Annotated in this window: 27 protein-coding genes and 1 pseudogene; 17 read left to right on the top strand and 11 right to left on the bottom strand. The window is 60.9% G+C overall.

Annotated elements, in window-relative coordinates:
- Window positions 1–26: 26 nt before the first annotated feature.
- From ABGX75_RS09905 to codB, 4 genes are all read left to right on the top strand, one after another.
- Window positions 27–506, top strand: coding sequence for a DUF488 family protein (locus ABGX75_RS09905; RefSeq protein WP_347411304.1), 480 nt, complete (start codon window positions 27–29; stop codon window positions 504–506).
- Window positions 507–793: 287 nt separating this feature from the next.
- Window positions 794–1,690: a glycine betaine ABC transporter substrate-binding protein gene (locus ABGX75_RS09900; RefSeq protein WP_287124957.1), complete on the top strand. Its 897-nt coding sequence runs from the start codon at window positions 794–796 to the stop codon at window positions 1,688–1,690.
- A gap of 93 nt (window positions 1,691–1,783) precedes the next feature.
- The gene (locus ABGX75_RS09895) at window positions 1,784–3,823 is read left to right on the top strand and encodes a CocE/NonD family hydrolase (RefSeq protein WP_287124956.1); all 2,040 of its coding nucleotides are present in this window, start codon (window positions 1,784–1,786) and stop codon (window positions 3,821–3,823) included.
- A 379-nt stretch (window positions 3,824–4,202) separates the two neighbouring features.
- Entirely contained in the window at window positions 4,203–5,459 is a 1,257-nt protein-coding gene (gene codB, locus ABGX75_RS09890; protein ID WP_287124955.1) for a cytosine permease, read from the top strand.
- A gap of 203 nt (window positions 5,460–5,662) precedes the next feature.
- Here codB and ABGX75_RS09885 read toward each other — a convergent pair whose 3' ends face one another.
- Entirely contained in the window at window positions 5,663–6,523 is an 861-nt protein-coding gene (locus ABGX75_RS09885; RefSeq protein ID WP_287124954.1) for a nitrilase-related carbon-nitrogen hydrolase, read from the bottom strand.
- Between the two features lie 256 nt (window positions 6,524–6,779).
- On the opposite strand from ABGX75_RS09885, the gene ABGX75_RS09880 reads away from it, so the two are divergent.
- From ABGX75_RS09880 to ABGX75_RS09850, 7 genes are all read left to right on the top strand, one after another.
- Window positions 6,780–7,442: an ABC transporter permease gene (locus ABGX75_RS09880; RefSeq protein WP_011507648.1), complete on the top strand. Its 663-nt coding sequence runs from the start codon at window positions 6,780–6,782 to the stop codon at window positions 7,440–7,442.
- Window positions 7,443–7,503: 61 nt separating this feature from the next.
- Window positions 7,504–8,685, top strand: a complete 1,182-nt coding sequence (locus ABGX75_RS09875) for an ABC transporter ATP-binding protein (protein WP_347411303.1) — start codon at window positions 7,504–7,506, stop codon at window positions 8,683–8,685.
- Between the two features lie 4 nt (window positions 8,686–8,689).
- Window positions 8,690–9,421: an ABC transporter permease gene (locus ABGX75_RS09870; protein ID WP_011507650.1), complete on the top strand. Its 732-nt coding sequence runs from the start codon at window positions 8,690–8,692 to the stop codon at window positions 9,419–9,421.
- Between the two features lie 116 nt (window positions 9,422–9,537).
- Complete coding sequence (locus tag ABGX75_RS09865; RefSeq protein WP_287124953.1) at window positions 9,538–10,422, top strand: glycine betaine ABC transporter substrate-binding protein; 885 nt, start codon at window positions 9,538–9,540, stop codon at window positions 10,420–10,422.
- Between the two features lie 86 nt (window positions 10,423–10,508).
- Window positions 10,509–11,411 (top strand): glycine betaine ABC transporter substrate-binding protein, encoded by a 903-nt coding sequence (locus tag ABGX75_RS09860; RefSeq protein ID WP_011507652.1) that lies wholly within the window; start codon window positions 10,509–10,511, stop codon window positions 11,409–11,411.
- Window positions 11,412–11,515: 104 nt separating this feature from the next.
- Window positions 11,516–12,820 (top strand): MmgE/PrpD family protein, encoded by a 1,305-nt coding sequence (locus ABGX75_RS09855; RefSeq protein ID WP_287124952.1) that lies wholly within the window; start codon window positions 11,516–11,518, stop codon window positions 12,818–12,820.
- Between the two features lie 85 nt (window positions 12,821–12,905).
- On the top strand, window positions 12,906–13,748 hold the full coding sequence (locus ABGX75_RS09850; RefSeq protein WP_287124951.1) for a nitrilase-related carbon-nitrogen hydrolase: 843 nt from the start codon (window positions 12,906–12,908) through the stop codon (window positions 13,746–13,748).
- Between the two features lie 83 nt (window positions 13,749–13,831).
- Here the strand turns inward: ABGX75_RS09850 and ABGX75_RS09845 are convergent, their stop codons facing one another.
- The gene (locus ABGX75_RS09845) at window positions 13,832–14,308 is read right to left on the bottom strand and encodes a YbhB/YbcL family Raf kinase inhibitor-like protein (protein ID WP_110062227.1); all 477 of its coding nucleotides are present in this window, start codon (window positions 14,306–14,308) and stop codon (window positions 13,832–13,834) included.
- Between the two features lie 123 nt (window positions 14,309–14,431).
- A complete protein-coding gene (locus ABGX75_RS09840) occupies window positions 14,432–15,331 on the bottom strand; it encodes a LysR family transcriptional regulator (protein ID WP_287124950.1) in 900 nt (299 codons plus the stop codon).
- 90 nt (window positions 15,332–15,421) lie between these two features.
- Between ABGX75_RS09840 and ABGX75_RS09835 the strand changes: the two genes are divergently transcribed.
- On the top strand, window positions 15,422–15,748 hold the full coding sequence (locus ABGX75_RS09835; protein WP_287124949.1) for a hypothetical protein: 327 nt from the start codon (window positions 15,422–15,424) through the stop codon (window positions 15,746–15,748).
- A 3-nt stretch (window positions 15,749–15,751) separates the two neighbouring features.
- Window positions 15,752–16,672, top strand: a complete 921-nt coding sequence (locus ABGX75_RS09830; RefSeq protein WP_287124948.1) for a DMT family transporter — start codon at window positions 15,752–15,754, stop codon at window positions 16,670–16,672.
- Window positions 16,673–16,831: 159 nt separating this feature from the next.
- Here ABGX75_RS09830 and ABGX75_RS09825 read toward each other — a convergent pair whose 3' ends face one another.
- The 5 genes from ABGX75_RS09825 to ABGX75_RS09805 form a co-directional block, all read right to left on the bottom strand.
- Window positions 16,832–17,233, bottom strand: a complete 402-nt coding sequence (locus tag ABGX75_RS09825) for a GFA family protein (protein ID WP_287124947.1) — start codon at window positions 17,231–17,233, stop codon at window positions 16,832–16,834.
- Between the two features lie 99 nt (window positions 17,234–17,332).
- A complete protein-coding gene (locus ABGX75_RS09820; RefSeq protein ID WP_287124946.1) occupies window positions 17,333–18,004 on the bottom strand; it encodes a hypothetical protein in 672 nt (223 codons plus the stop codon).
- Between the two features lie 599 nt (window positions 18,005–18,603).
- Window positions 18,604–19,413, bottom strand: coding sequence for a restriction endonuclease (locus ABGX75_RS09815; RefSeq protein ID WP_287124945.1), 810 nt, complete (start codon window positions 19,411–19,413; stop codon window positions 18,604–18,606).
- Between the two features lie 78 nt (window positions 19,414–19,491).
- Window positions 19,492–19,779: a hypothetical protein gene (locus tag ABGX75_RS09810; RefSeq protein WP_347411302.1), complete on the bottom strand. Its 288-nt coding sequence runs from the start codon at window positions 19,777–19,779 to the stop codon at window positions 19,492–19,494.
- A gap of 423 nt (window positions 19,780–20,202) precedes the next feature.
- Window positions 20,203–20,568, bottom strand: a complete 366-nt coding sequence (locus tag ABGX75_RS09805; RefSeq protein WP_287124943.1) for a helix-turn-helix domain-containing protein — start codon at window positions 20,566–20,568, stop codon at window positions 20,203–20,205.
- Window positions 20,569–20,662: 94 nt separating this feature from the next.
- On the opposite strand from ABGX75_RS09805, the gene ABGX75_RS09800 reads away from it, so the two are divergent.
- Window positions 20,663–21,397 carry an SDR family oxidoreductase gene (locus tag ABGX75_RS09800; protein ID WP_287124942.1) on the top strand — a complete coding sequence of 245 codons (735 nt, stop codon included), beginning with the start codon at window positions 20,663–20,665 and terminating at the stop codon, window positions 21,395–21,397.
- A 38-nt stretch (window positions 21,398–21,435) separates the two neighbouring features.
- Window positions 21,436–22,395 carry a zinc-binding alcohol dehydrogenase family protein gene (locus ABGX75_RS09795; protein ID WP_287124941.1) on the top strand — a complete coding sequence of 320 codons (960 nt, stop codon included), beginning with the start codon at window positions 21,436–21,438 and terminating at the stop codon, window positions 22,393–22,395.
- Between the two features lie 461 nt (window positions 22,396–22,856).
- Here the strand turns inward: ABGX75_RS09795 and ABGX75_RS09790 are convergent, their stop codons facing one another.
- Together ABGX75_RS09790 and ABGX75_RS09785 are read right to left on the bottom strand one after the other, a co-directional pair.
- Complete coding sequence (locus ABGX75_RS09790; RefSeq protein ID WP_287124940.1) at window positions 22,857–23,627, bottom strand: CPBP family intramembrane glutamic endopeptidase; 771 nt, start codon at window positions 23,625–23,627, stop codon at window positions 22,857–22,859.
- A gap of 245 nt (window positions 23,628–23,872) precedes the next feature.
- Window positions 23,873–24,034 (bottom strand): annotated as a pseudogene (locus ABGX75_RS09785) (aldehyde dehydrogenase family protein); the annotation flags it as partial.
- Here ABGX75_RS09785 and ABGX75_RS09780 point away from each other — a divergent pair.
- Together ABGX75_RS09780 and ABGX75_RS09775 are read left to right on the top strand one after the other, a co-directional pair.
- A complete protein-coding gene (locus tag ABGX75_RS09780; protein WP_287124939.1) occupies window positions 23,978–24,211 on the top strand; it encodes an SDR family oxidoreductase in 234 nt (77 codons plus the stop codon). The pseudogene ABGX75_RS09785 and the gene ABGX75_RS09780 overlap by 57 nt on opposite strands.
- Entirely contained in the window at window positions 24,208–24,504 is a 297-nt protein-coding gene (locus ABGX75_RS09775; RefSeq protein WP_287124938.1) for an SDR family oxidoreductase, read from the top strand. The genes ABGX75_RS09780 and ABGX75_RS09775 overlap by 4 nt, the downstream gene beginning before the upstream one ends.
- A 227-nt stretch (window positions 24,505–24,731) precedes the next feature.
- Here ABGX75_RS09775 and ABGX75_RS09770 read toward each other — a convergent pair whose 3' ends face one another.
- Window positions 24,732–25,121, bottom strand: a complete 390-nt coding sequence (locus tag ABGX75_RS09770; protein ID WP_287124937.1) for a VOC family protein — start codon at window positions 25,119–25,121, stop codon at window positions 24,732–24,734.
- Window positions 25,122–25,712: the final 591 nt, after the last annotated feature.

Here is a 25,712-nt window from a genome sequence, read left to right as displayed (position 1 = left end):
GCGAGACCCTCGCGGAGGAAAGCAGGATGCCTTACACGATCGCGATCAAGCGTATCTACCAAACCGCCGAGCCCGAGGATGGCGCACGCGTTCTCGTCGACCGGCTGTGGCCCCGAGGCAAGCGGCGCGAGTCGCTGGAATTGACCGACTGGTACCGTGACGCCTCGCCTTCCAACGCCCTGCGCCGTGCCTGGCACCAGGGAGACATCAGCGACGCCGTCTTCGCCCACCGCTATCGTTGGGAGATCGAGGACGATCCCGACGTGTTGCTGCCTCTCATGCGCTGGACGCGCGAGGGCACGCTCACCCTGCTGACCGCCTCCCGGGAGCCACAGCACTCGCACCTTCCGTATCTGCGCGACATGCTGCTCAAGGCGCTGGAGACGGAGGATCAAGAAGCGGACGACCGCACGCCCGCCTCGTCGCCCTGCTACACCGATCAGGTCAAGCCCGCCGACACCGACGACGACAACGCCTCGTCGGAGCCACCTAACTCCCGCCACTGACCGTTATCCGAGGGCTCGCCATGCCGCGCCCTCGTGCATCGAGCAATCCCGCCGCGCCCCCGGGCACCGCCTGTCTGGCCATCAGGTGGTGCGCTGTCATCCATGGCGGTCATGCCACTCTCTCTTGCCACCCTCTCATGCCACCATCTCATGCCACCATCTGTTGGCATTCGAAATCGCAGGCATCACGGATCTTCATCAATTCCGGCAGCGGGGTAGGTTACTCTGGGGAACGACGAAAGTCGCAACCCGATAACACGCTATAACAACGGAGGCATGTCGCTGCCATGAAACACCCCATTACGGCACTGCTGACAACGCTGGGACTGAGCCTTTCCGCCGTCGCCACGACGGCACACGCGCAAGACGACCCCATCGTGGTCGGTGGGCTCAACTACACCGAGCACCTGATCCTCACCTCGGCCACCTTCCAGTTGCTCGAGGCCAACGGCTACAACGTCGACAAGCGCGACGGGCTGGGCACCTCGGTGCTGCGCCAGGCGCAGGAGAACGGCCAGGTCGATCTCTACTGGGAATACACCGGCAACTCGGTGATCCTGTTCAACGACCAGCCGCAGCCGGCAGATGCCGCCGAGACCTATGCCACCGCCAAGCGCCTGGATGCCGAGAAAGGCCTGATCTGGCTGGATCCCTCGGACACCAACAACACCTACGCGCTCGCCATGCGCGAGGCCGATGCCGAGGAACGTGACATCCACACCCTCTCGGACCTGGCCGAGGCCATGAACGACGGCGCCGACCTGACGCTCGCCTCCAATGCTGAATTCTATGCCCGCGACGACGGCCTGCGGCCGCTGCAGGAAGCCTACGGGTTCGAATTCCCGCGCTCCAACGTCAAGCGCATGGACTCGGGGCTGACCTACAGTGCGCTGCGTGAAGAGGAAGTCGATGTGGCACTGGTGTTCGCCACCGATGGTCGCAACGGCGCCTTCGACTTCGAGGTGCTCGACGACGACCAGCAGTTCTTCCCGGTCTACCAGTTGGCGCCGGTGGTACGCGAGGAAACGCTCGACGCGCATCCCAACCTCGAGCCCCTGCTCAACGAGATGTCCGCCGCGTTGAACGACGAGACGTTGATCGACCTCAACCGCCGCGTGGATGTCGACGATCAGAACATCGAACGGGTCGCCAAGGATTTCCTCACCGAAAACGACCTCATGTGATCGTCCGTTTCTGCGGATTTTCCAGCCTTTCACCTCAGTCTTTCACCTGCGGGGCGATGCATGCATCGCCCCGTTCCGACGACAGGACGCCCCATGTTTCCGAGTGGAAGCCAACCCGATGCCCGGGAAGTGCGTGACTTCCCGTACCCGATCGTCGAGGAACCGGCACTGTTCATTCCGCTGCCCGACGGCAGCCGACTCGCGGCACGAATGTGGCGGCCGGCGGACGCCGAGACCCATCCCGTCCCCGCGATCATCGAGTGCATTCCCTACCGCAAGCGGGATGCCACCAGTGCCGACGACGAGCGCATGCATCCCTACTTCGCCGGCCACGGCTACGCCGCGCTGCGCATCGATCTGCGCGGCAGCGGTGACTCGGACGGCGTGCTGGAAGACGAATACCTGGCCAGCGAGCAGGACGACATCGTCGCCGCGATCGCCTGGCTCGCCGAGCAGCCCTGGTGCAGCGGCCGCGTCGGCATGCTGGGCATTTCCTGGGGCGGCTTCAATTCGCTGCAGGTGGCCTCGCGCCAGCCGCCGGCGCTCGGCGCGATCATCGCCGTCGGTGCCACCGTCGACCGCTATCACGACGACGTCCACTACAAGGGCGGCTGCGTGCTCAACGAAAACTTCGGCTGGGCGGCCTCGTCGCTGTCCTTCATGTCGCGGCCGCCGGATCCCGCCTTGCGCGACGACTGGCGCGAACTCTGGCAGCACCGGCTCGCCCATCAACCCTTCGTCGCCGAGAACTGGTTCGATCACCAGACGCGCGATGGCTACTGGCGCCACGGCTCGGTATGCGAGGATTATTCGCGTCTGACGACACCGACCCTGGCCGTTACCGGCTGGGCCGATGCCTACGTCAACTTCGTCGCCGAGATTCTCGAGCACGCGCCCTGTCCCCGGCGCGGCATCGTCGGCCCCTGGCCACACGCCTACCCGCACCTGGCGATGCCGGGGCCGACCATCGGCTTTCTCCAGGAAGCGCTGCGCTGGTGGGATTACTGGCTGAAGGATCGCGACACCGGCATCATGGAAGAACCGCTGTACCGCGTGTTCTGTCCGTCCTTTTCCGAGGCCGATCCGCAACGCCTCGAAGTGCCCGGCGAATGGCTCGCCGAGACCCAGTGGCCGAGCCCGCACATCGCCTCCCGCGAGCTGGCGCTGGGCAACGGCGAACTGCAGGCCGCGGAAGACGGCGCCGCCCGCCCGAGGGTGGTCAGACTGCGCGCCCCGGCCGACAATGGCCTGCAATGCGGCGAGTACATCCCCCACAGCAGCGGCCCCGAGATCGCCGGCGACCAGCGTGGCGACGACGCCCACTCGCTGACCTACGACACCGAGCCGCTGGCGTCCGACACGGTGATCCTGGGGCGCCCCACGCTCTCGCTGCGGGTCAGCGTCGACCAGCCGCGCGCCAACCTGATCGTGCGCGTGTGCGACGTCTCGCCCGAAGGCGTGTCGCAGCGCGTCTCCTACGGCGTGCTCAACCTCTGCCACCGCGACAGTCACGTCACGCCTTCCGAGGTGCCGTGCGATACGCCGCTCGACGTGACCGTGTCACTGAACCAGACCTGCTATCGCTTCATTGCCGGTCATCGGCTGCGCGTCTCGGTGACCACCGCCTACTGGCCGCTGGTCTGGCCGAGCCCTTATCCGGTGGCGCTGACCCTGCACGAGGCCGACTCGCGGCTCACGCTGCCCCAGCGCCCCCCGCACGATACGCCGCCCGTGCAGTTCGAACCGGCGGTGTTTTCCGGACCCATGCAGCACCGGGTCGTACGCGCGGGAGAACAGTCCCGGGACGTCACCCACTCGCTGACCGACGGCTGGACCCGGCATGCCATCATCGACGACTTCGGCGAGATCGCCTACGACCACGGCCTGACCAACATCGCCTCGGCGGACGAGCGCTACACCATCCATCCCGAGGCTCCGGCCACCGCGACCATGAGCAAGAGCTGGCGCCAGGCCTTTCAGCGCGACGACTGGCAGGTACACACCGAGACCTGGGCGGAGTTGAGCTGCGATGCCGAGTGGTTCTACCTGGAGGCGCGCCTGCAAGCCTTCGAGGGCGGCGAGCGCTTCATCGACCGGCGCTGGAAGACACGACGCCGTCGCCGCTGGGTGTAAGCCCCCAACGGGACACCACGAAGCACGACAGCTGCTGAGGGATGTCCCCGCTGGCATCAAAACGCCCGAGGCAGTGCCTCGGGCGTTTTTACGTCTCAAGACGCCATGCCTCATAATGGCCACCCGTGCACCATGCTGATGCAAGACTCGCGCGCCACGACCGCCTCGCATCGCGGCGTTGATCGCGCATGCTGTCCGCGCCATTGCCTCATCGGCAAGCAGGAGGCGGCCACTGCGCACGATCGTGGCCATTCCCCCCAGAGTGGAACGACTCTTGCTTCATGCATGGTGCAGCAAGACGATCCCGCACGACTCATGCTAAGGCGTCATCCCTACGCTTCATGCCAGTGCTGCATGCCAACTCTCCGCGGAGCATACGATGGAACACTCGGACTACCCTTTGAGCGAAGTCCCCAGCAGCGAACGCAAAGGGCTGCTCTCCACCTCGGTTGTACTGCTCGGTTTTACCTTTTTCACCGCCACCATGTGGGCAGGCGGCTCGCTCGGCGTCGCCTTCCCGTTCGGCGAGCTGCTGGGGGTGATTCTTGTCGGCAACCTGCTGCTGGGCGCCTATGCGGCGGCCCTGGGTTATATCGCCTGCAAGAGCGGCCTCAACGCCGTGCTGATGGGGCGCTTCTGCTTTGGCGAGGTGGGCAGCAAGGTATCCGACTTCGTGCTCGGCTTCACCCAGATCGGCTGGTACGCCTGGGGCACCGCCACCATCGCCGTGGTCCTGGTCAAGACCACCGGCCTGTCGGAGTCGCTCAAGATTCCGCTGATGGTGCTGTTCGGCTTCGCCTTTTGCATCACCGCGATGGTCGGCTTTCGCGGACTGGACCTGCTTTCCCGCTTCGCCGTCCCGGCGATGATGCTGTTCATCCTGATCAGCCTCTACACCGGCCTGGTGGATGTCGGCGGGCTTTCCGGCCTTGCGGGCCAGACGCCCTACGAGAGCATGAGCTTTGCCGCCGCCATCACCGTGGTGATCGGGACCTTCATCAGCGGCGGCACCCAGGCCACCAACTGGAGTCGTTTCGCCCGTACCCCAAAGATCGCCGTGATCGCCACGCTGGCCGCCTTCTTCATCGGCAACGGCCTGATGGTGCTGACCGGCGCACTGGGGGCGATGATCTACCAGCAGGCGGATATCGTCGATGTCATGCTGGCCCAGGGCTTCGTGGTACTTGCCGTGCTGATGCTGTTCCTCAACATCTGGACCACCCAGGACAACACCATCTACAACTTCGCGGTCGCCGGCTGCAATCTGCTGCGTACCGATAAACGCAGGGTAGTCACCGTGACCGGCGCCGCCATCGGCACCGTGCTGGCCGTGGGCGGGATGTACAACCTGCTGATTCCGTTCCTGGTACTGCTCGGCACCTTCATCCCGCCGATCGGGGGCGTGATCATGGCGGACTTCTGGTGCCGCCATAAGGGCCGCTATCCAACGCTGAACAGCGCCAACTTGCCCGCTTTCAACTGGACCGGCCTGGCATCCTACGCGGTGGGCTCCGGCATGGCGTACTTCTCCCCGATCCTGCCGCCACTGGTGGGCGTCATCGCCGCGGCCCTGTGCTATGCCGTCTTGTCGAAGCTGCCGTTCACGCGCCCCGAGCTGGCCCCCTCGGAGCACTGAGATGACGACAGTCGGCGCCGCAGAGCGGCGCCGCGCGAGGCCGGCGGGACTCCGCCCTCGGTCCTCCCGGCAGCGGCCCCGATCCTCCCGGCAACGGACCCTCTACGTTTTACGCACTCGGTTTCACGGACTCGACGCGGACTGGATACGGACGGGAGACGAACTGGAGACACCCGCAGGCACGGAGCGCCAGGGCCACGGCCTCAGCCGCGACGCTCCCGCTCCAGCCGCTGCGCCATCAACGAGGCTACCAGCGGCGTGTCGGCGTCGCGGTGGGTCGGCATCGCGAAGCGCGCGGCGTCGATCTCGTCGGTGTCGATGTCGGCGCTGACGAGGGTCTCGCCGTCCTCGGCCCGCGCCAGCACCCGGCCGTCGACGCCGACGATGCAGCTACCGCCCCAGAACCAGCCGTCGCCCTCGGCCCCGTAGCGATGCGCCATGACCATCGGCGTGGCGTACATCATGGCGTAGAACTTCAGGCAGATCAGCCAGTTGCCTTCGTCGTCGAAATCGCCGTCGACCATTCCCGTCGCCGCGTTGACCGGTGTGAGCATCACGTCTGGCCGTTCCAGCATGGCCGCATGGGCCAGGCCCGGATTCCAGAGGTCGGCGCAGATCATCACCCCGCAGGCGAGGCCGTCGGCATCGGTAACGGTGAGCGTCTGCCCCTTGCCGAAATGCTTGCCCTCCTCGTGCCCGCCGTAGGTGCAGAGGTTGAGCTTGCGATGCACGGCAACGACACGCCCCTCGCACAGACACGCCATGGCGTTGGCGTACTCGCCGCGGGCGCAGCGCTCGACGAAGCCCACCACGGTCAGCATGTCGCCGGCGGCATCCGCCAGCTGGAGCAGACGCGGATCATCGCGGTCCATCGCGACCTCGGGGACGCGCGTGCCCAGGTCGTAACCGGTCAACGAAAGCTCGGGGAACACCAGGACATCGACCTCCCGGTGGCGCGCCGATTCGATGACGCGACGATGCGTCTCGAGATTGCACGCGACATCGGCCAGGACGCAGTTCATCTGGGCGGCGGCGAGTCGGTAATTCGTCCGACGAGTGCTCAAGGGGCGGCCTCCTGCAAGGAAAATCAAAACACGGCATTATCGTCGACGAGCATACGGCGAAGTCGATGCGTTGCCTATCGAACGCTCATTGCCACTGAAAATGAATGATATGACACATCCTAATGCCCAAAACGGGGGGCACTTGCAGAGAGCGTGTTATGCTCATCACATAATACGAACTTATAAAAAGCCTTTCATATAAGAAATTTATACGAGTTCAAACAAACCACTCCATCGCGAGTGCGAGGTCCGTGCCGTGGAATTACTGCAATATTTTCTCGACAATCTCGAGTTGCTGGGGACCCTCACCCTCGAGCACATCAGCCTGGTGGGTGTCGCGGTGGGGATCGCCACGCTGACCGGCGTTCCCATCGGCATCGCCATCACCAAGAACGAGCGCATCGCCAAGACCGTGCTCTACATCGCCTCGATCATCGTGACCATTCCCTCCATCGCGCTGTTCGGGATCATGATTCCGATCCTCTCGATCATCGGCCAGGGCATCGGCTACATGCCGGCGGTCATCGCGGTGCTGCTGTACTCGCAGCTGCCGATCATCCGCAACACCTACACCGCCATCAACAACGTCGACCCGGCCCTGCGCGAAGCCGCGCGCGGCGTGGGCATGAGCCAGAACCAGCGCCTGCGCATGGTCGAGATTCCGCTCGCCGTGCCGGTGATCATGGCCGGCGTGCGTACCGCCGTGGTGCTCAACATCGGCGTCATGGCGATCGCCGCCTACATCGGCGCCGGCGGGCTCGGCACGCTCATCAGCCGCGGCATTTCCCAGTCCGACCCTCGTCAGCTGATCCTCGGCGCCGTGGCCGTCAGCGTGTTGGCGATCATCGTCGACTATGCGCTGCTGGCCCTGCAGAAGCGGCTGACGCCCAAGGGCATGGAACGCGCCGCCACTACCTGATTCGCCTCCGCGCCACGCGCTGCAAACTACAACAGGCTGCCGACCCGACAAGGACCGCTTCATGATTCGACTCGACAACTTGACCAAGGTCTTCGACACGCCCAAGGGCGCGGTGACCGCCGCCGACCACATCAGCATGGAGGTGCCGAGCGGCGAGATCTGCATCCTGCTCGGCCCCTCGGGCTGCGGCAAGACCACCACCCTGAAGATGATCAACCGCATCATCCGCCCGACCTCGGGCAAGGTGTTCATCAACGAAGAGGACACCACCAGCCTCGACACCCAGGACCTGCGCCGCAACATCGGCTACGTGATCCAGCAGATCGGTCTGTTCCCCAACATGACCATCGAGGAGAACATCACCGTAGTGCCCAAGCTGCTGGGCTGGGACAAGGCCAAGTACCGGGAGCGCGCCCGCGAGATGATGCACATGATCGCGCTGGAGCCGGATGCCTTCCTCAAGCGTTATCCCAGCGAGCTTTCCGGCGGGCAGCAGCAGCGCATCGGCGTGGCCCGGGCGCTGGCCGCCGATCCCCCCGTGATGCTGATGGACGAACCGTTCGGCGCCATCGACCCGATCAACCGGGCGGTGATCCAGGACGAATTCCTGAAGATGCAGCAGGAGCTCAAGAAGACGATCATGTTCGTCAGCCACGATATCGACGAAGCGATCAAAATGGGCGATCGCATCGCCATCTTCCGCGCCGGCAAGCTGGTCCAGTACTCGGAGCCGGACGAGCTGCTCGCCGCGCCCAAGAACGACTTCGTCGAATCCTTCCTGGGCGAGGACCGGGCGTTGAAGCGCCTCAACCTGGTCAAGGTCCGCGATCTGGCCAGCGAGGAAATCGGCCTCGTCCGCCCGGACGACACCCTGGCCACCGCCCTTCAGCGCATCGAGTCCTACGGGTACCAGAACAGCATCGTGATGGTGAACCACAAGCGTCAGCCGGTGGGCATCATCACCGCCCCCGTCGCCCGCACCACCCAGGGCCATTGTCGCGATCACTACCAGAGCGTGCCGGTGGTGGTCAGCCTCGACGACGACCTGCGCAAGGTCGCCTCGCTGATGTTCGCCCACGACATGACCTGGGTACCTTGCGTCGACGACGACGGCCGCATCGTCGGCCAGATCACCCAGCGCGCGATCACCCATCACCTGGGGTCGCGCTACCGCGCCCATTCCAAGGGCGATGACGGCGTCGCGCTCGACGAGGCCTCTCCGTCATCGGCCCCCAAGGAGTAAGCCCATGCCGACGCTGAATCTTGCCGGCGCCGGGCGTTTGCTGGTGCTGGTGGCCGTCTTCCTCGCCGGTGTCTGGAGTCAGTCCAGCGGCGTGATCGACGACTTCATCTTCTATCTGCCCGACGTCCATTACCTGGCCGTGCAGCACCTGTGGCTGACCGCCATGTCCGGCGGCCTGGCGATCCTGGTCGCCATTCCGCTGGGTATCTGGCTGTCGCGCCCCAGCATGGCACGGGTCGCCGAATCCATGATGCAGGTCCTCAACGTGGGCACCACCATTCCCACGCTGGCCGTGCTGGCGCTGTCGATGAGCTTTCTCGGCATCGGCACCGTCCCGGCGGTCTTCGGGCTCTTCGTGGCCACGCTGCTGCCCATCGCCCGCAACACCTATACCGGGCTCAAGGGCGTCGATCCGGCCCTCAAGGAGGCCGCGGCGGGGATCGGCATGTCGCCCACCCAGCGCCTGCTGCGGGTCGAACTGCCCAATGCGCTGTACGTCATCTTCGCCGGCATCCGCACGGCGCTGGCGATCAACATCGGCACGGTGCCGCTGGCCTTCCTGATCGGCGCGGGCGGTCTCGGCGAGCTGATCTTCACCGGCATCGATCTCTACGACCCGGTCATGATGCTCTCCGGCGCGATTCCCACGGCGTTGCTGGCGGTCGTGGTGGACATGCTCATCGCCATCACCGCCTTCGTGGTGGTGCCGCGCGGGGTGAATCCGGGCCGCGCCTAGCGGGCGCCTCGACGGCTCACCCCGGCAAGCGGCGCCATTCGACAAGCACGATACCGACAATCGACCGTTATCCAGCAAGCAACGGCTGTCCAACAAGCAACGAAAGGAGCGACACCATGAAAACCTTGATGCCCCTGCTCACCGGCGCAGTGCTGGCCGGCAGCCTGGCCACCGCCCAGGCGAACGAAATCGTGGTCGGCGGCAAGAACTTCACCGAGCAGCAGATCCTTTCCAGCATGACCACCCAGTACCTGGAAGGCCTCGGCTACGACGTCGAGAAGCGCGCCGGGCTGGGCTCCGCCGTCCTCCGTCAGGCTCAGGAAAACGGCCAGATCGACCTCTACTGGGAATACACCGGCACCTCGCTGATCAACTACAACGACGAATCCGCCGAAGGGTTGACCGTCGACGAGACCTACCAGAAGGTCAAGGAACTCGACGCCGAGAAGGGCCTGGTATGGCTCGAGCCCTCCGACGCCAACAACACCTACGCGCTGGCCATGCGCAAGGAGAGCGTCGAGGAAACCGGCATCACCACGCTCAGCGACCTGGCCCAGGCGGTCAACGACGAGCAGGGGCTGACCTTCGCCATGAACGCCGAATTCTACGCCCGTGAAGACGGCTGGCGCCCGCTGCAGCAGGCCTATGAATTCCGCGCCGGGCGTGGCGACGTCAAGCGCATGGACTCCGGCCTCGTCTACCAGGCGCTGCGCGACGAGCAGGTCGACGTGGGGCTGGTGTTCGCCACCGACGGCCGTATCCCCGCCTTCGACTTCCAGGTGCTCGAGGATGACCAGAACTTCTTCCCGGCCTACGCGCTGACACCAGTGGTGCGCCAGGCGACCCTGGACGCCAACCCCGAGCTCGCCGAGCAGATGAATACCCTCTCCGGCCTGCTCGACAACGACACCATGTCCACCCTCAACGCCCAGGTCGATGTCGACAAGACATCCATCGAACGGGTCGCCGAGAACTTCCTCGAGGAAAACGACCTGCTGTAATCGCCGTTCCGCAGACAGCGGGCACCGTGCCGGTCGACGGCGCACGGTGCCCGCTGCCTTCCCCTTCTCAGGCAAGAGTGTCACCCATGCGACAATCCCTGCTCCCGCTGATCGGCGGCCTGGCTCTCGCCAGCACCCTCGTCAGCCCCCTCACCAGTACCGCCGCCCACGCCGAGGACATCACCGTCGGCGGCAAGAACTTCACCGAACAGCTCATCCTGTCAAGCATGACCACGCAATACCTCCAGGCCCATGGCTACGAGGTGGACCAGCGCGCCGGCATGGGCACCACGGTGCTGCGCCGCGCCCAGGAGAGCGGCCAGGTGGATCTCTACTGGGAATACACCGGCACCTCGCTGATCAGCTACAACAAGGTGACCGAGGACCTCTCGCCGGAGGCCACCTACGAGCGCGTCAAGGAACTCGACGCCGAGAAGGGGCTGATCTGGCTCGAGCCCTCCGAGGCCAACAACACCTACGCCCTGGCCATGCGGAAAGACGACGCCGAAGCACGCGGCATCGCCACCATTTCCGATCTCGCCGACGTCATCAATGGCGGCCAGGAGCTGGTGCTCGCCTCCAACGCGACCTTCTACTCGCGCGATGACGGCCTGCGCCCGATGCAGGAGACCTATGGCTTCGAGTTCGGCCGGCGCAACGTGAAGCGGATGGACCAGGGCCTGACCCTGACCTCGCTGGATCAGGAAGAAGTCGACGTGGCGATGACCACGGCGACCAACGGGCGCATCCCGGCCCTGGACCTGACCGTCCTCGAGGACGACAAGAACTTCTTCCCCGACTATGCGCTGACCCCGGTGGTCCGCGAGGAAACGCTCGAGGCGAACCCCGATCTCGACGAACGTATGAACGCGCTCTCCGCCCTGCTCGATGACAGCACCATGGCGCGCCTCAACGCCAAGGTCGACGTCGACAAGCAGCCCGTCGAGAAGGTCGCCGAGCGCTTCCTCGAGGAGCACGACCTGCTGTAACCGGCACGCGGAGCCAGGCTCCGCCGCCGACCGCGACGCGGGCCGTCTCATACCGGCCCCGTCTTTCGTCACGCCTTTCTTCGCCAGCACCCGAGGCCACTGCCATGCACGACCACGCCCCCCTCGACTGGATGCACGGGGTCGATCTCTCCGCCCTGGACGACGCCCACCTCCACCAGGCCAAGCGCTGCCTGCTCGATCTGCTGGGCGTGGCCGCCGGCGCCACCCGCACGCCGCTGGCCGACAAGGCCACGCGCTTCGTGACCTCCCAGCATGGCGGCGACCGCCCGCTGCTGTTCACCGCCGGCCAGGCCTCGCCCACCGGCGTCGCCCTGCACGGAGCCTGGCTGATCGACGCGCTCGACGCCCACGACGGCCAGGTGCTGACCAAGGGCCATGCCGGCGTGGCCCTGCTGCCCGGCTTGCTGGCACTGCCCGAGGTGGCCGACCTCTCAGGGCGCGACTTCCTCGCCCTGCTCGCCTACGGCTACGAGATCGCCACCCGCGCGGGGATCGCCCTGCACGCCACCAGCCCGGACTATCACACCTCCGGCGCCTGGAACGCCCTGGGCGTCGCCGCCGTGGCCGCGCGCCTTCGCGGGGCCGATGTCGAGACCCTGCATCATGCCCTCGGCATCGCCGAGTTCTATGGCCCGCGCAGCCAGATGATGCGCTGCATCGACCATCCCACGATGCTCAAGGACGGCTCCGGCTGGGGCGCGATGACCGGCATCTCCGCCGCCCTGCTGGCCGAGGATGGCTTCACCGGCGCCCCGGCGCTGACCGTGACCGCGCCGGACGTAGCCGCGCTCTGGCAGGACCTGGGTGAGCGCTGGTATCTCCACGAGCAGTACTTCAAGGCCTACCCGGTCTGCCGCTGGGCCCAGCCCGCGGTGGAAGCCGTGCTGTCACTGCCCGCCGAGCAACGCGTCCCCGCCGCCATCGCGCGCATCGAGATCGTCACCTTCCACGAGGGCAAGCGCCTGCATGTGACGCACCCGACCACCACCGAGCAGGCCCAGTACAGCCTGCCCTGGTCCATCGCCTGCGCCCTGGGCCGAGGCACCGTGGATGTTGCGGGCGTCAGCGACGAACTCGACGCCCCGGATCTCAAGGCCCTGGCCAGCCGGGTGGAGATTCACGAGGACGACACCTTCAACGCCCGTTTTCCCGCCGAGCGCTGGGCGCGCGCCCGGCTGCATCTGGAAAGCGGCGAGATCATCGAAAGTGCCGACTTCGAGGCGCGCGGCAATCACGATAGCCCCCTCTCGGACGACGAAGTCGTCGCCAAGTACCGGGCACTGGCCGAGCCCGTGCTGGGCGAGCGGGCAGCCCGGCTGGAAGACGTGGTGATGAGCCTCGAGACCCGCCCGGCAAGCGACCTGCTGGCGCTGCTCGGCGCGCCTTGAAGCGACGCCGCGCGGGTGGGATGATCCGCCTCGCCGGCGCGGCGCGCGCCGGCATCTTTCAGACCCAGCGTAGCGAGACGCCACCATGCACTATCAGGATCACCTGCGCGTCGGCGCCGCGCAGATCAACGCCAGCCTCGGCGATGTCGACGCCAACCTCGAACGCCATCTCGCGTTCATCGCCGATGCACGCCGCAAGGGGCTCGAGTTGCTGGTCTTCCCCGAGCTCTCGCTGACCGGCTACGGCCTGGGCAACCGGGTGATCGACGTGGCCTGCCCGGCTCATGATCCGCGCCTGGCCGAGCTGGCCCGTGCCGCCGGCGACATGCAGGTGGTGGTCGGCTTTGTCGAGGAAGCCAGCCCCGGCGAGTACTACAACGCCCTGGCGATTCTCCAGCACGGCAAGCTCCAGGCCGTGCACCGAAAGCTCAACCTGCCCACCTACGGTGGCCTGGAAGAAGGCAAGCTGTTCACCCACGGCAGCGAGCTCACGCATCTTCCGGTGTGTCCCGGCTGGTCGGCGACCTCGCTGATCTGCGCCGACCTGTGGAATCCGGGGCTGGTGCACGCCGCCCTGCTGGCCCGCCCCACTGTACTGTGCGCACCGATCAACTCGGCCTCGGGCATCGTCAGCGACGACTTCTCCAACGAGCAGAACTGGGCCGTCAACCTGCAGTTCTACGCCATGACCTACGGCACCCCCGTGATCATGGCCAACCGCTTCGGCCCCGAAGGCGACAGCCACTTCTGGGGCGGCTCGCGCATTCTCGGCCCGCGCGGCGACACCCTCGCCCTGGCCGAGGACGGCGAAACGTTGATCGAAGCCCAGCTCTCGCGCACCGCCATTGCCCGCGCCCGCTTCGAGCTCCCCACCCACCGCGACGCCGATACGCCACTGGTACGCGAATTGATGGACGGCTATCGCTGAACCCGGCCCCAAACGACACTCGGCGCCTCCCAAGGGAAGGCGCCGAGTGCGTGTGAAGCAGCGTCTAAACCGTCAACGACGAATCAATCGCGGCGATAAGTCCCCACCAACCGATTCATGCCCAGAATGTGCGGCTCAAGCTTGTTGAGCAGTTCCGGCTGCGTCAGCCCCTCCGGCAGTTCGGTTTGGGTGTCCAGCGCCAGCACCCAGAAATAATACTGGTGCGTCCCGTGGCCCTCCGGCGGCATGGGGCCACCGTAGCCGATGGCGCCGCCATCGTTGATGCCGGCGGTGCCCGTCTTCGTGCCCTCTTCCAGCGAGGTGACATCCGCCGGCAGATTGTAGAGCAGCCAATGGACGTAACCGTAGCTGCCATCCTTCACCAGCGGCGCATCCGGGTCGTGGCAGATCACCGCGAAGCCCTTGGTCCCCGCCGGCGCATCCTTCCAGCTCAGGGCCGGGGACACATCGTCACCTTCCGCCGAATGGCGCTTCGGAATCGCCCCATTCGGCGTGAAGGCGGTGCTTTCGACTTGCATGCTGGACGGTGCAAAAGGCATGGCGATCCTCCCATGAAACGCATTGAAACAATGAACCGAGCGACGCCCTGATGGCGGCTCTTCCCCCATAAGGTGATGGCGCAAGCGGAGGATTCAACCCGTCGGCCGGCCGCTTGCGAGGCATTATGGCTGCGACTCGCCCAGATGAAATCCGCTATTCGCCACCGCCAGCTTGGCTATCCGCTCGACCGATGGAGAGAAAGCGGGAGATAGGTAGGTAGCGACGAAAGGCAGAGAAGCAAATGCTGGCTGAACTTCCAATGCCTGTAACTGACTGTCGTCAGAAAACAGATCCTGAGGTAGCAATGCAACACCGGCGCCTTCACATGCCAACCTCGCCGTGACACTCATCGTATTGCAGTAGGTCAGACGGTCTGGACGAATATCCTGCATATCAAGCCAGCGAAATTGGTCGGCATACAAACGCGATCCGGGTGACAGGCTCAGGATGGATCGCCGAATTAAATTCATGGTGTCCAATGTCGACCTTGTTTGCACCAATTCGGCAGCCCCCATCCAGGCAATAGACGCATGGCCAAGGCTGTGCCTGATAACCCGTTCCTGAAGTTGATCATCGGGAACCAAAGCAAGATCTATTGTGCCGTTGCACAGCTTATTCCAAGTTTTTTCTGTAATGTCGACATCTATATCAAGCTCGATATTCGGCATGGCGCGCTGCACATCTAACGTAAAATCGGCGAGCCACCAGAGCGCTACCGTCTCGGTACACCCTACTCGAATTCGGCCAGTAGCCTCTTGCCCATCCTCGAAAACTGAAGACAGCTCATCGCGCAAGGCCAGAATACGCTCTGCGTATCCAATCAGTTCGCGACCAGCAGCAGTAAGAGTCGCCGGCCGCTTCCCACGCTGGAACACAACGCTGCCAATACGTTCCTCCATGTCGGCGATACGCATGGAAATATTGGGTTGTGTAGTATTGAGCCTTTCCGCAGCTGCACCGTAAGAACCGAGCCTATAGATCCAATAGGCCGTCTCGAGGTGTCGGAATTCGAGTCGCATCATTGCTGCTGATCTCCGCGTATCAAAAACTCTGATTTCCGTATGCGCTAACGAACTCATACAATCAGACCTAATCAATACAGCGATAGCAACATGCAGATCTCAGTTAAGGCTGATGCCGTGATCGTAGCAACTGGATTCGAGCGGCTTGAACAAGGAATTAATTCTCACAAAACACCCAGCATTTTGAAAGCGCTAGAGAGCAGTATAGAACATGACCGAGGCGGGAATCTATATATTGCCCCCGACTACAGTCTAGGCATCATCGGTGAATCAGGGCATCGACTCCCCATATTTATGACCAGCTTCTCCGCTCCGAGTCATGGAGTAGGTGATGCAGGTACTTTCCCACTCCTCGCCCACCGCTCCGCTGCGATTATTTCGAGCCTGACAGAGCAACTAAAAGCCCACAAGGAATAAATGATGAATCACGATAAACTGCTAGGGAACTCAATTTCTCGCTTGACTGGCCGTGGGACTGGTTTCATATTCGCAGGAGTTATCATCGGAGGTGGACTGTCCTGGCCACTCATGAAAATGACTCTAGGCAACATGTCTCCTCAAGTGTTTCTTATATGGCGTCTTGTTTTTGCCACTATCAGTGCTTTCGTATTGGTAAAAATGACTCGTCAGTTTCGTATCCCCGGTCGTGAGGTCTGGTTTCCAATCATTTCGGTGGCCTGCCTGCAAATGGGGGCATTCCTCTGGTTGATCACAGTCGGTGTCACCATGGTCCCGGCCGGACGCGCAGCGCTGCTGGCGTATACTAGCCCAATCTGGATGATACCTCTGGCTGTGTTATGGCTGGATGAAAAACTCGATCGTTCCGTCATTGCAAGTCTAGTTTTCGGGCTTGCCGGTTTGGCGTTTCTTTTTCTCCCGTCTAATCATGTTTTATCTAATACACAAGCCCTAGTTGGTAACGGACTACTGTTGCTCGCGGCCGTTGTCTGGGCCTTCCAAATAGCACTTTTGCGACGCTACCCTTCCAGATGGTCGACATTACAGCTACTACCGTGGCAACTTCTGGCTGCGACCCTTGGGCTATCATCACTGACAATCGCTTTCAGTGACGTCTCTTTGTTTCAAGGTCTAGATATTCGAAGCCTGTTGGTGACGACCTACGTCGGTATCGTTTCCACGACCTTCGTCTTTTGGGGTATGTTGCATATTGCCCGAACCATGCCCGCAATTTCTAGCACGATCAGCTTTCTGGGGATACCGGTGGTTGGCCTATTAAGCTCCGTGTTGCTGTTGTCGGAGAGACTGGATGTCGGGCTCGTGGTCGGATTTGTACTGATCGCCGTTGCCGTTTTCATTCAATCAAAGAGCTCACGACTTTGACCCCCTTTGCGGCTTATAGCACCGGCGCCGGCAATACCTGATCATCACTAATAGTCACCGTATACCTTCCTTGCTCTTTACAGGGCAGTTGGCTTTGCGGCGTGCTGCCCAGGTTCTTCCACGTGTAATGACCACCAGATACCGGTCATGAGGGGGTATTCAATGCGGCAGCCCACCGAATTCCGGCACATCCCTTAGCCCTTGGCCCCAAGCAGCCTTGCTGGATGTAAAGATGTGCGCCGTTGGCAACATAGTGATTTCAGTGTCCAAACACCCTGCAGGGACGACGAGCAACCCTGCGACCTGAATGCTTGGCAACGCTGAACCACAAAGCTTACAAAAGCTCTTGCTATGACGAGTGCCTGGAAGCGTAAAGGAGGTCACAGCATCTACACCCGCTATCCAGGCCAGTTTAGCTGACTGCGAAAATAGATTTGCTGCGTAAGCAGACCCCGTATCCTTTTGGCACCACTCACAATGACACAGGTAAAAGCTGTCGAATTGCCCATGAACCTCAAATTTCACTGTGCCACACAGGCAAGAACCGAAGTGGTCAGTCATCCAAAATCCTTCCTTAGCCTATAGATGAAACACATGTAGCGCCTTGACTTTGCGGCGCACCGGAGCGCCAGCGTAGGTGCGTCCGACAGCAGCTACTTGTTAGGCAAGCGCCTCTCCTCTACGCCATGCAGCATCTTCAATTGCCTCAAACATAGCGGACACACTTGAAAAAGCTTCTCTCAAGCTAAGTGCTTGAAGACCTACCTCTAGTTCATTCCATTTTCCATGAGCAAAGTCGTTTCTTATTGATCGAAACGTTCCAACTCGCGACAGAACTCCATCAGTATCTTCAACTTCAAGCCCACAGCGCACCAAGTATAGCAAATAAAACTCTATATCGCTCATACCACGCTCGTTCTTTTTTGGCGCGCCCCCAAATAGCGTTATAGCTATATGCTTCAGCCCCCACTCCGAAAAACTAGCTAAAAGAATAATCGGTGCAGCTTTTGCAAAAATGGCTACATTATTCTCCCAAGCCGGCACTTCCTCCGAAAGGTAATCGAGAACTTCGGCTCCTGCGTCTTTTTCCTCAACGGCCCGGCCATACTCCGCTTGTAGCTCACTCAACTTAGCTTCCGAGGCCACAAGCTGATTGAAACAATAGTTATTAAGCTGGCTAAGCTTATCGAACACCTCCCAGAATGGCTCCCAAAATCGATCCGGTTGATAGATGTAGAACCCATCAGCAATACTTCCCGTCACCTCGTCATCCACACAAGACCAAGTCCAAAACAAACCATATTTTTTAGCAGCTACTAATTCAGCGTCCATGTTTCTATTATCTGCCTAACGCCCGCAGTACGCGCGGCTTTGGAATGGAGGCGAAGCCGCAATGGAAAAGCCATCGCCGTGCCTGCGATTGTTAAATGTTGAGCGAATCATAGATCGCTTTAGCCATTTCATAGTCTATTTCGTGCTTGCCGTGAGGGGTCGCTCTTACGAAACACCCAATTTCCTGAGGAGAAAAAGAAAAGTCTTTGGGAAGCTTTAGCTTTCTTTTGGCTGTCCCATCTGACGCATTACATTGATCACAGATGGTAGTCATTGGGAATCTACCGTGACTACTCATGTACGGTGCTGAATGATCATGATGTTTATGAAGGGGCGCAACCCAACCCCAAAAGGCATTAGGACGACCCGGAAATCTTTTAGCCCACCTCATAATCTCGTACTTGCTTCTTTTGCATGAAGGACAAAACCAGCTATCTCCAACCTCTTTCCACAGATTCTTATAGTGAAGGCCATCATGACTTCTAAACTCTTCAAATGTTGGCACTTTGATCTTCATAGGCATTTAACGCCGCCAACACGCACGGCTTTGTAGTGGAGGCGAAGCCGCAACGGAAAAGCCGTCGCTGTGCTTGGCCTTGTTAGCGGTCTTTCCTTGCACTATAAATAGCCTTTGCCGCAATTTCTGTGGTGGTTGTTTCGTCATCTCTAGTTCTTGTGGTATCAGGATGGTAATCCCCGTTCTTATACATTGCCCATTCTGCCGTGAGAAGTTTCTCCTCGAAGTGATTCAAGTTGAGATTAAGCCACATAGAAAGCTGCTGAAAGTTATGAGCAACTTTGGCGCCTTTATGCTCTTTCAAAAAGGACTCCAGGTCGATCGGGTAATTTCGCTCCTCGGCAGCCATAATCGCCGTTCGCGCTATAGTTAGTAACTGCTGTCCAGTAAAGCGCATGGATTGATCTATTATATCGTGGCGAAGACCATACTCGATTCTTATGTTTTTTGAGTGTGACCAGTAACGATCTTCTAGGAGAACGAGACGCTTGTAGTAGGTTTTTAGGATTTCAGCCTCAATAAAGCCTCTAGTATCCTCCTTCAACTCATCGAAGGTTTTTAACCTTACGTTGGTCTTTTCAGCTGCTTCAAATGCACCGCTTTGGAAACCAGCTACAGATATAATGAAACCCCGATCCGCACCTATGTCATCCACTATTGACCTAAGAGCCAATACTTGAGCTTTGGTTACCTTATTCTTCCAGTGTTTCGCCTCAACGACCCAAGTAATGTTTTCACCCAGAAATTTCGTCTTTATGAACACATCGACGTCATGACATGTGCGCACACCTTGCACCCTGACGTTTGTCTCAGCGTCAGCTCCTAACGAATCAAAATGATCCTTGATATCTTCTTGGAATACATACCAATCTGGATCTTTGCGCATAGCCATCTTGACCGCTAACGCTCGCCATAAACGGCGCGAGGAACGAGCGTCCGGCGACCGAAGGGAGCGAATTTGATGGCATTGTTAGCCATTAAGCTCATCTCTGGTAAGAACGCCTTCAACAACCAGTTGCCTAATCTCGTCGTCACTGAGGCGATGGCTGCATGCCTCAGCAAACGAGTCGGCAAGTGGTGGATTATCTAAGATGTGGGCAATATCGAAGGGCCTTTTCGGTATACGGGCGCTCTTTGCTTTGTAGTGCACCCGATCACGCCCCTCATCATCCGGCTCAACTTTTTCGACACGGCGAAGTTGGTCTGTCTCTGTTCGATAAACCGCTCCAACCTCGATTTCGGTAACATTAATTGGCATTTATTTCTCCTTCCACTTATGGCTAACAGGTATTAGACAGCACGCTCGTTTTCCCACTTGAACGAGCAGGCGCGTTCAACAATCTTATCGAGCCAGCGTTATGCAGAATTCGCGTGCCTGCTACCTTTGCAGGCTCTATCACCTTGAAACAAACACACCCCCTGCCCCGCTGCCGTGTGAGCCACGCTACCGCCATGCAAAGCACTGAACGCTTCACCACTGGGTTCATCAGGTTGTATCGGCAGTATCAAACAATACTTAACCTAGCTTAATTTAACGTCGATTAACATAGCGCTACACGAAAGACGTAGACACAAAAACGCCCGCGCCGGTGTGAGCGGCGCGGGCATGGGGTTCAGGCGTGCAGGTGGTTCAGGAGGGGAAGCTGAACTGAGCGGCTTCCTGGTCACTGCGCTTCGCTTGCTACCGGCTGGTTTTCCGGCGGTCTATCGCCGCGGCAATGTCCTGTTCGTGCTCTTCGCCCCAGCCGCAAAGCGGCTCCATGGCCCGCACCAGACTCGCCCCGAAGGACGTCAGCGAGTAGTCGACGCGCAGCGGGATCTCTCCATAGTCGGTTCGCTGGACGATGCCGTCGGACTCGAGCTCCTTCAACTGTTGGATCAACATTTTGTCGCTCACGCCCCGAACGCTTCGCTTGAGCTCGCCGTAACGTGTCGGTCCCTTGTCTAAAAAGAACAGAATCAATGGCTTCCACTTCCCGGAGATCACGTGCAGCGTCGCATGCAGGCCGCAAATGAAACGTGGGTTTTCTGAGTTTTCTTTCGCCATAACGGGCACTTACCAAAAGGTGCATACTTGAACATTTGTAAGCGGCTTATATATCGTGAAAGCGAATCGAGTCAACACATACGGAGACCCAACCATGAGTCGGCTACACGGAAAAATTGCATTGATCACAGGCGGAGCCAGCGGCATCGGCTTGGCCTCGGCCCAACGCCTCATCGACGAAGGGGCCTTCGTCTTCATTACCGGACGGCGCCAGGACGCCCTCGACAACGCGGTTGAGGCACTGGGATCCAACGCCCGGGCCGTCCAGGCGGATGTGACAAAGCCGGAGGATCTCGATCGCCTCTTCGAAACGATCCAGAAAGAAAAAGGACACCTGGACATTCTGGTGGCCAACGCAGGCGTCGGCGAATTCGCCAGCCTGGGACAGATCACCGAGGAGCACTACGACTACATCTTCGACATCAACGTCAAAGGCACCCTCTTCACCGTCCAGAAGGCCCTGCCCCTGATGACGAACGGCGGCTCCATCATCCTTACCGGTTCCACGGTGGGCAGCATGGGCACCCCCGCGATGAGCATCTACAGCGCCTCCAAGGCGGCCGTCCGAAACCTGGTGCGCAGTTGGGCCCATGATCTCAGAGGCACCGGCATTCGCGTGAACGTCATGTCTCCTGGCCCGACCAAAACAGATAAGCTGATGGAACTGCTCCCATCCGAAGCCCTGAGCGAGATGAATCGAACCGTACCGCTTGAACGTCTGGGCGATCCCAAGGAAACCGCTGGCGCGGTGGCGTTCCTGGCGTCCGACGACAGCAGCTTCATGACGGGGAGCGAGGTGTTCGTTGATGGGGGCTACGCGCAGGTTTAGGGGGCTGTCCCACAATTCCCTCGATGGAAGGAAAGAGCATGAAGGCTGCATATTATGATGTTCCAGGCGGACCGGAGGTCCTGAGCTACACAGACGTCGAGGCTCCGGTTTGTCCCGAGGATGGAGTGCTCCTCCGGGTGGAGGCAATCTCGATCGAGGGGGGCGATCTCATCAATCGGGCGACGGCGGCGCCTCAGGCAGCAGGCCACGTTCCCGGCTATGCGGCTTCGGGCGAGATCATCGAGGTTGGCTCGAAGGTTCACGACCGCTTCATCGGGCAAAAGGTGACGTCATTCGACATGGGCGGATCCCATGCCGAATTGCGCGCCGTGAAGGCCACGCGGACATGGATCGTGCCGGACGGGTTGCAGATGACGGCTGCGGCCGCCCTGCCCATCTCGTTCGGAACCGCCCATCACAGCCTGTTCGCGCGCGGAAATCTGGTCGACGGCGAGACCCTGCTCGTGCAGGGCGGAGCGGGCAGCGTCGGGGTCGCGGCGATCCAACTGGCACATCGCGCCGGCTCGAAGGTATTGGCAACCGTCTCGGGCGCGGATCGCGTCGCGCGACTGCGGGCTTATGGGCTGGACGCCGCGATCGACCACCGCTCAGAGGATGTGACCGCGGCCGTCATGCGGCTGACCGACGGCCGAGGCGTAGACCTGGTCGTCGACCCCGTCGGGTCCACGCTCGCGGGATCGCTTGCCGCACTCCGTCCCAAGGGCCGTCTGGTCTTCGTCGGCAATGCAGGGCGCGCGTTGCTGGACCTGGACCTCTGGCCCGCCTTGCAGGCCAACCAGACGCTTCTGGGTGTGTTCATGGGCAGCCAGCTCGAAAAACCCGAAGTCCACAGGACGGTCGACGACATGTTGCGCCTGGCCGCCACCGGTGAGCTGGAGGTTCCCATTGATCGACGGTTTTCGCTTTGCGAGGTCGCGGCGGCCCATGCCTATGCCGAGGAAAATTCCATCCTGGGCCGGGTCGTTCTTGTCCCTTGACCTGCCCGTCGCAACGGCATGCGTCCGGGTCGCTGCATCAGGGATCGTTGCCATAGATGGGAACTGCAACCTTGATCAGGCGCTGGTCATGCCTGGCTGTTTGCTACCGTCGATGACGATTCGGCAAGGGCGACGGAAACTGCGTCATGGACAGGATCGCGCGTCCAGAGGACAGCATCGCCACCCTTCAACAACTTTCGCGGAACACCCATTCGCGAAAATTCGAACGAGTGTCCTGTAGACACGTTTTTCCAACTCAAGGGAGAAGCAAGACTCACCGCCCCCACCCGTCGGATGGAGTTGATTGACGAGAGTGAACACTGCCGCCTGATCGACTAGCGGTGCAGGCCTTACTATGGCGCTATCCATTTTGCCTCCTCAGTAGCCATAACGCCGTGCTTAGCGGCCGTAGTGGAGCGCAAGCGAAACGAAGATCCGCGCGCAGCGACTACAGCACATTGTTATGCCACTCCCAAGCTCAAAACATAGCTCACTACATGTGCGAAAGCGTGAGCGATTATTGCCGCTTCCAAGCCATATCGCCAATACAGGTAACCGAACAGCACCCCGAAGGTGGTATTAGTGCCGACAATGAATAGCACTACGTAGCCAGTTAACTCGCCTGCCTGCATTGCCGCCGCTGGTAAATGGCCCGCGCCGAAAAGCAGCGCGCTCACGACGATGGCCAGCCAGACGTAGAGGGGCCGAGGAGTACCTCTACGATATTGCAGGAACCGCCATGCCAGCCATACCAAGACTGTCATTAGCCCCCATCGTAAAAGCAATTCCTCTGTGACCCCACCATAGAGCACACGCGCAATTATCGGCACTGAAAATTGCTGCTCCACCTCAGCGAGGGCCGCTGGGAAGCCGAAACCGCCAATTGCGAATAGCCCAACTCCCCCCACGACCCCGGCGACCAAACTGGGACGGAGCTGCGGCCGAAGGGCTGACCTGATCGATCCTGCAGTCACTGCGGCCTCAAAAGCAGCAGCTCGAAAGCCAACTTTCGGCGCCAGCACCACGCCTAACCACACAGCAACAGCGACTAACAGCGCACTCTGCGCAGTGCTTGCAAGTAATACCAACCATAAGGGCGCGGCAGGCGTCACGTCAGCCACGAGTTGTGGTAGCACAGTGACAGTGAGCGCGACCACGCCGAGCATGCCCGCAACCCACATGCATAAGCCAAGTCGAAGTCGCTGGTGTTTAATGGGTTCTACTGTTGTCATCAGTGCATCCTTCGGCATAACGCCCACATTTGCGGCTGGTTTGGAGCGCTGGAATTCCCCCAATAAGGGTGACACCTCTGAACAGACTTAACCTATCGCGAATCAGCGCCGAGTGACATGGCCTTACATGTAAGACTTACACACAAAAACGCCCGCACCGGTGTGAGCGGCGCGGGCGTGGGGGGCAGCCGTGCGGGTGGTTCAGGAGGGAAGCTGAACTGGGCCGTTTCCTGGGCAGAGCGCTTCGGCCAGCGTTGGGAGACGGCCTTGCGGCGGGTGTAGAAACGCACGGCATCGGGGCCGTAGGCGTGCAGGTCGCCGAACAGCGAGTCCTTCCAGCCGCCGAAGCTGTGGAAGGCGACCAGGACGGGCAGCGGTACGTTGATGCCGACCATGCCGACTTCGATGGCGTCGGCCAATTCGCCAGCCTGGGCCAGATCACCGAGGAGCACTACGACTACATCTTCGACATCAACGTCAAAGGTACCCTCTTCACCGTCCAGAAGGCCCTGCCCCTGATGAAGAACGGCGGCTCCATCATCCTCACCGGTTCCACGGTGGGCAGCATGGTCCCCCCGCGATGAGCATCTACAGCGCCTCCAAGGCGACCATCCGAAACCTGGTGCGCAGTATGGCCCATAGTCTCAGGGGCACCGGCATTCGCATAAACGTCATGTCTCCTGGCCCAACCAAAACAGACAAGCTGATGGAACTGCTCCCATCCGAAGCCCTGAGCGAAATGAATCGAACCGTACCGCTTGAGCGTCTGGGCGATCCCAAGGAAACCGCAGGCGCGGTGGCGTTCCTGGCGTCCGACGACAGCAGCTTCATGACGGGGAGCGAGGTGTTCGTCGACGGGGGCTACGCGCAGGTTTAGGGGCTAGGCGGAGAACGGGAGGCAATGAACCCAAAGGGGCCAGATAGATTTCAAATCGGTCAGCTTGGTTAAAAACAAATCAACCTGCCCTATTTACATTGATCGACATAGAATCGATCTGCCCCTTTGATTTTGGCTCCCCTCGCACATAACGCTTTGCATGAACGGCGCGTCCGGTGGAGGCCCGTCGGGTCGGAACGAATTTAATGCACTTGTCGGGCGCGCGCTCATGGAAACGAGAACATGTTGACAAGTAGCCCGTTCGGGTCCGCTACCATAAACCGCCTCATCCCGAATTCTTCATCGCATAGGTCGTGTGCCAACTCGAAACCACGGGCCTTCACTGCAGCGTATGTCGCCTCAACATCTTCGACCTGCACCGATATGATGACGCCCTGTGCAGGGTACTGGAAAGGCCGAGGGGTAAACTCATGGTCGAGGCGCATGATACCGATTTGCAGTTCCGGCTTGTCGGGCGACGCCATCTGGATGTACCAGCCCTGATGCTCGAATCCAACGACAAAACCCAGCAACTCTTTGTAGAAGTCGCGGGTCTCTTCCATCTTGTCAGTGCAAATGTTCGGAAGCAGCCTCGTAACGGCGGTGCCTTCAGTCATAGTTCACCCGCTTGGTTTGATCAGTGCTCGACGCCCAACGGCTGCGCTCAGCCGCGCAGCTTCGCTGCGGCGACTGGAGCGATTTGTTGGGCGATTTCGGACTCACGACTGATTGCTTCCAGAGCCCTCTCCGGGTTTAGAGGCGGAGTCTTTGGGATTCTCGGCATTCTGCGGGGAGGCTCCGTCTCCGCCCCGACCCTTATCCCAAAGCCAGCTTCCATCGGGGAGCTGTTGGTCCGGAACTCCGAGAACCTCGAGCGGACTTCGGCCGCCGCGGCCTCCCCGGTCTGCTTGACCGGCCTCACCACCTTCGCCACCCAACGCGAATCCGTCGCCTTCTACTTCAGCGCTGCCTCCATTGCCGCCTTGGCCAGCACCAGGCGCGCCAGCGTTTCCGCCGGCTCCACCGATAGCGGTGCCGCTTCCAGCCACCCTCGCGTAACCACCACTCCCCCCTTGACTAGGTGTAGGGTCCCGGATGATAGGATCGCCTATAGAAGTTATCCTCTGCTAGCAGCGAGAGAGCTTCTTCAGCAATTCATCCGGGAGCAAGTTCATGGACATCAAGCTGCATAAACAAGCGACCACGAC

This window comes from Chromohalobacter sp., assembly GCF_039830575.1.
Lineage (GTDB): Bacteria > Pseudomonadota > Gammaproteobacteria > Pseudomonadales > Halomonadaceae > Chromohalobacter > Chromohalobacter israelensis.
The sequence above is the reverse complement of the archived record's forward strand: the minus strand, read 5'-3'. Positions and strand labels throughout refer to the sequence as shown.

Coding starts and splice junctions, on each gene's coding strand:
- codB (WP_287124955.1), top strand. CDS start 4,203: ATGGAACACTCGGACTACCCTTTGAGCGAAGTCCCCAGCAGCGAACGC.
- ABGX75_RS09875 (WP_347411303.1), top strand. CDS start 7,504: ATGATTCGACTCGACAACTTGACCAAGGTCTTCGACACGCCCAAGGGC.
- ABGX75_RS09795 (WP_287124941.1), top strand. CDS start 21,436: ATGAAGGCTGCATATTATGATGTTCCAGGCGGACCGGAGGTCCTGAGC.
- ABGX75_RS09895 (WP_287124956.1), top strand. CDS start 1,784: ATGTTTCCGAGTGGAAGCCAACCCGATGCCCGGGAAGTGCGTGACTTC.
- ABGX75_RS09770 (WP_287124937.1), bottom strand. CDS start 25,121: ATGACTGAAGGCACCGCCGTTACGAGGCTGCTTCCGAACATTTGCACT.
- ABGX75_RS09850 (WP_287124951.1), top strand. CDS start 12,906: ATGCACTATCAGGATCACCTGCGCGTCGGCGCCGCGCAGATCAACGCC.
- ABGX75_RS09825 (WP_287124947.1), bottom strand. CDS start 17,233: ATGACTGACCACTTCGGTTCTTGCCTGTGTGGCACAGTGAAATTTGAG.
- ABGX75_RS09820 (WP_287124946.1), bottom strand. CDS start 18,004: ATGGACGCTGAATTAGTAGCTGCTAAAAAATATGGTTTGTTTTGGACT.
- ABGX75_RS09865 (WP_287124953.1), top strand. CDS start 9,538: ATGAAAACCTTGATGCCCCTGCTCACCGGCGCAGTGCTGGCCGGCAGC.
- ABGX75_RS09845 (WP_110062227.1), bottom strand. CDS start 14,308: ATGCCTTTTGCACCGTCCAGCATGCAAGTCGAAAGCACCGCCTTCACG.
- ABGX75_RS09775 (WP_287124938.1), top strand. CDS start 24,208: ATGAGCATCTACAGCGCCTCCAAGGCGACCATCCGAAACCTGGTGCGC.
- ABGX75_RS09835 (WP_287124949.1), top strand. CDS start 15,422: ATGCAGATCTCAGTTAAGGCTGATGCCGTGATCGTAGCAACTGGATTC.
- ABGX75_RS09815 (WP_287124945.1), bottom strand. CDS start 19,413: ATGGCTATGCGCAAAGATCCAGATTGGTATGTATTCCAAGAAGATATC.
- ABGX75_RS09900 (WP_287124957.1), top strand. CDS start 794: ATGAAACACCCCATTACGGCACTGCTGACAACGCTGGGACTGAGCCTT.
- ABGX75_RS09790 (WP_287124940.1), bottom strand. CDS start 23,627: ATGACAACAGTAGAACCCATTAAACACCAGCGACTTCGACTTGGCTTA.
- ABGX75_RS09840 (WP_287124950.1), bottom strand. CDS start 15,331: ATGATGCGACTCGAATTCCGACACCTCGAGACGGCCTATTGGATCTAT.
- ABGX75_RS09905 (WP_347411304.1), top strand. CDS start 27: ATGCCTTACACGATCGCGATCAAGCGTATCTACCAAACCGCCGAGCCC.
- ABGX75_RS09870 (WP_011507650.1), top strand. CDS start 8,690: ATGCCGACGCTGAATCTTGCCGGCGCCGGGCGTTTGCTGGTGCTGGTG.
- ABGX75_RS09830 (WP_287124948.1), top strand. CDS start 15,752: ATGAATCACGATAAACTGCTAGGGAACTCAATTTCTCGCTTGACTGGC.
- ABGX75_RS09800 (WP_287124942.1), top strand. CDS start 20,663: ATGAGTCGGCTACACGGAAAAATTGCATTGATCACAGGCGGAGCCAGC.
- ABGX75_RS09855 (WP_287124952.1), top strand. CDS start 11,516: ATGCACGACCACGCCCCCCTCGACTGGATGCACGGGGTCGATCTCTCC.
- ABGX75_RS09860 (WP_011507652.1), top strand. CDS start 10,509: ATGCGACAATCCCTGCTCCCGCTGATCGGCGGCCTGGCTCTCGCCAGC.
- ABGX75_RS09810 (WP_347411302.1), bottom strand. CDS start 19,779: ATGCCAATTAATGTTACCGAAATCGAGGTTGGAGCGGTTTATCGAACA.
- ABGX75_RS09805 (WP_287124943.1), bottom strand. CDS start 20,568: ATGGCGAAAGAAAACTCAGAAAACCCACGTTTCATTTGCGGCCTGCAT.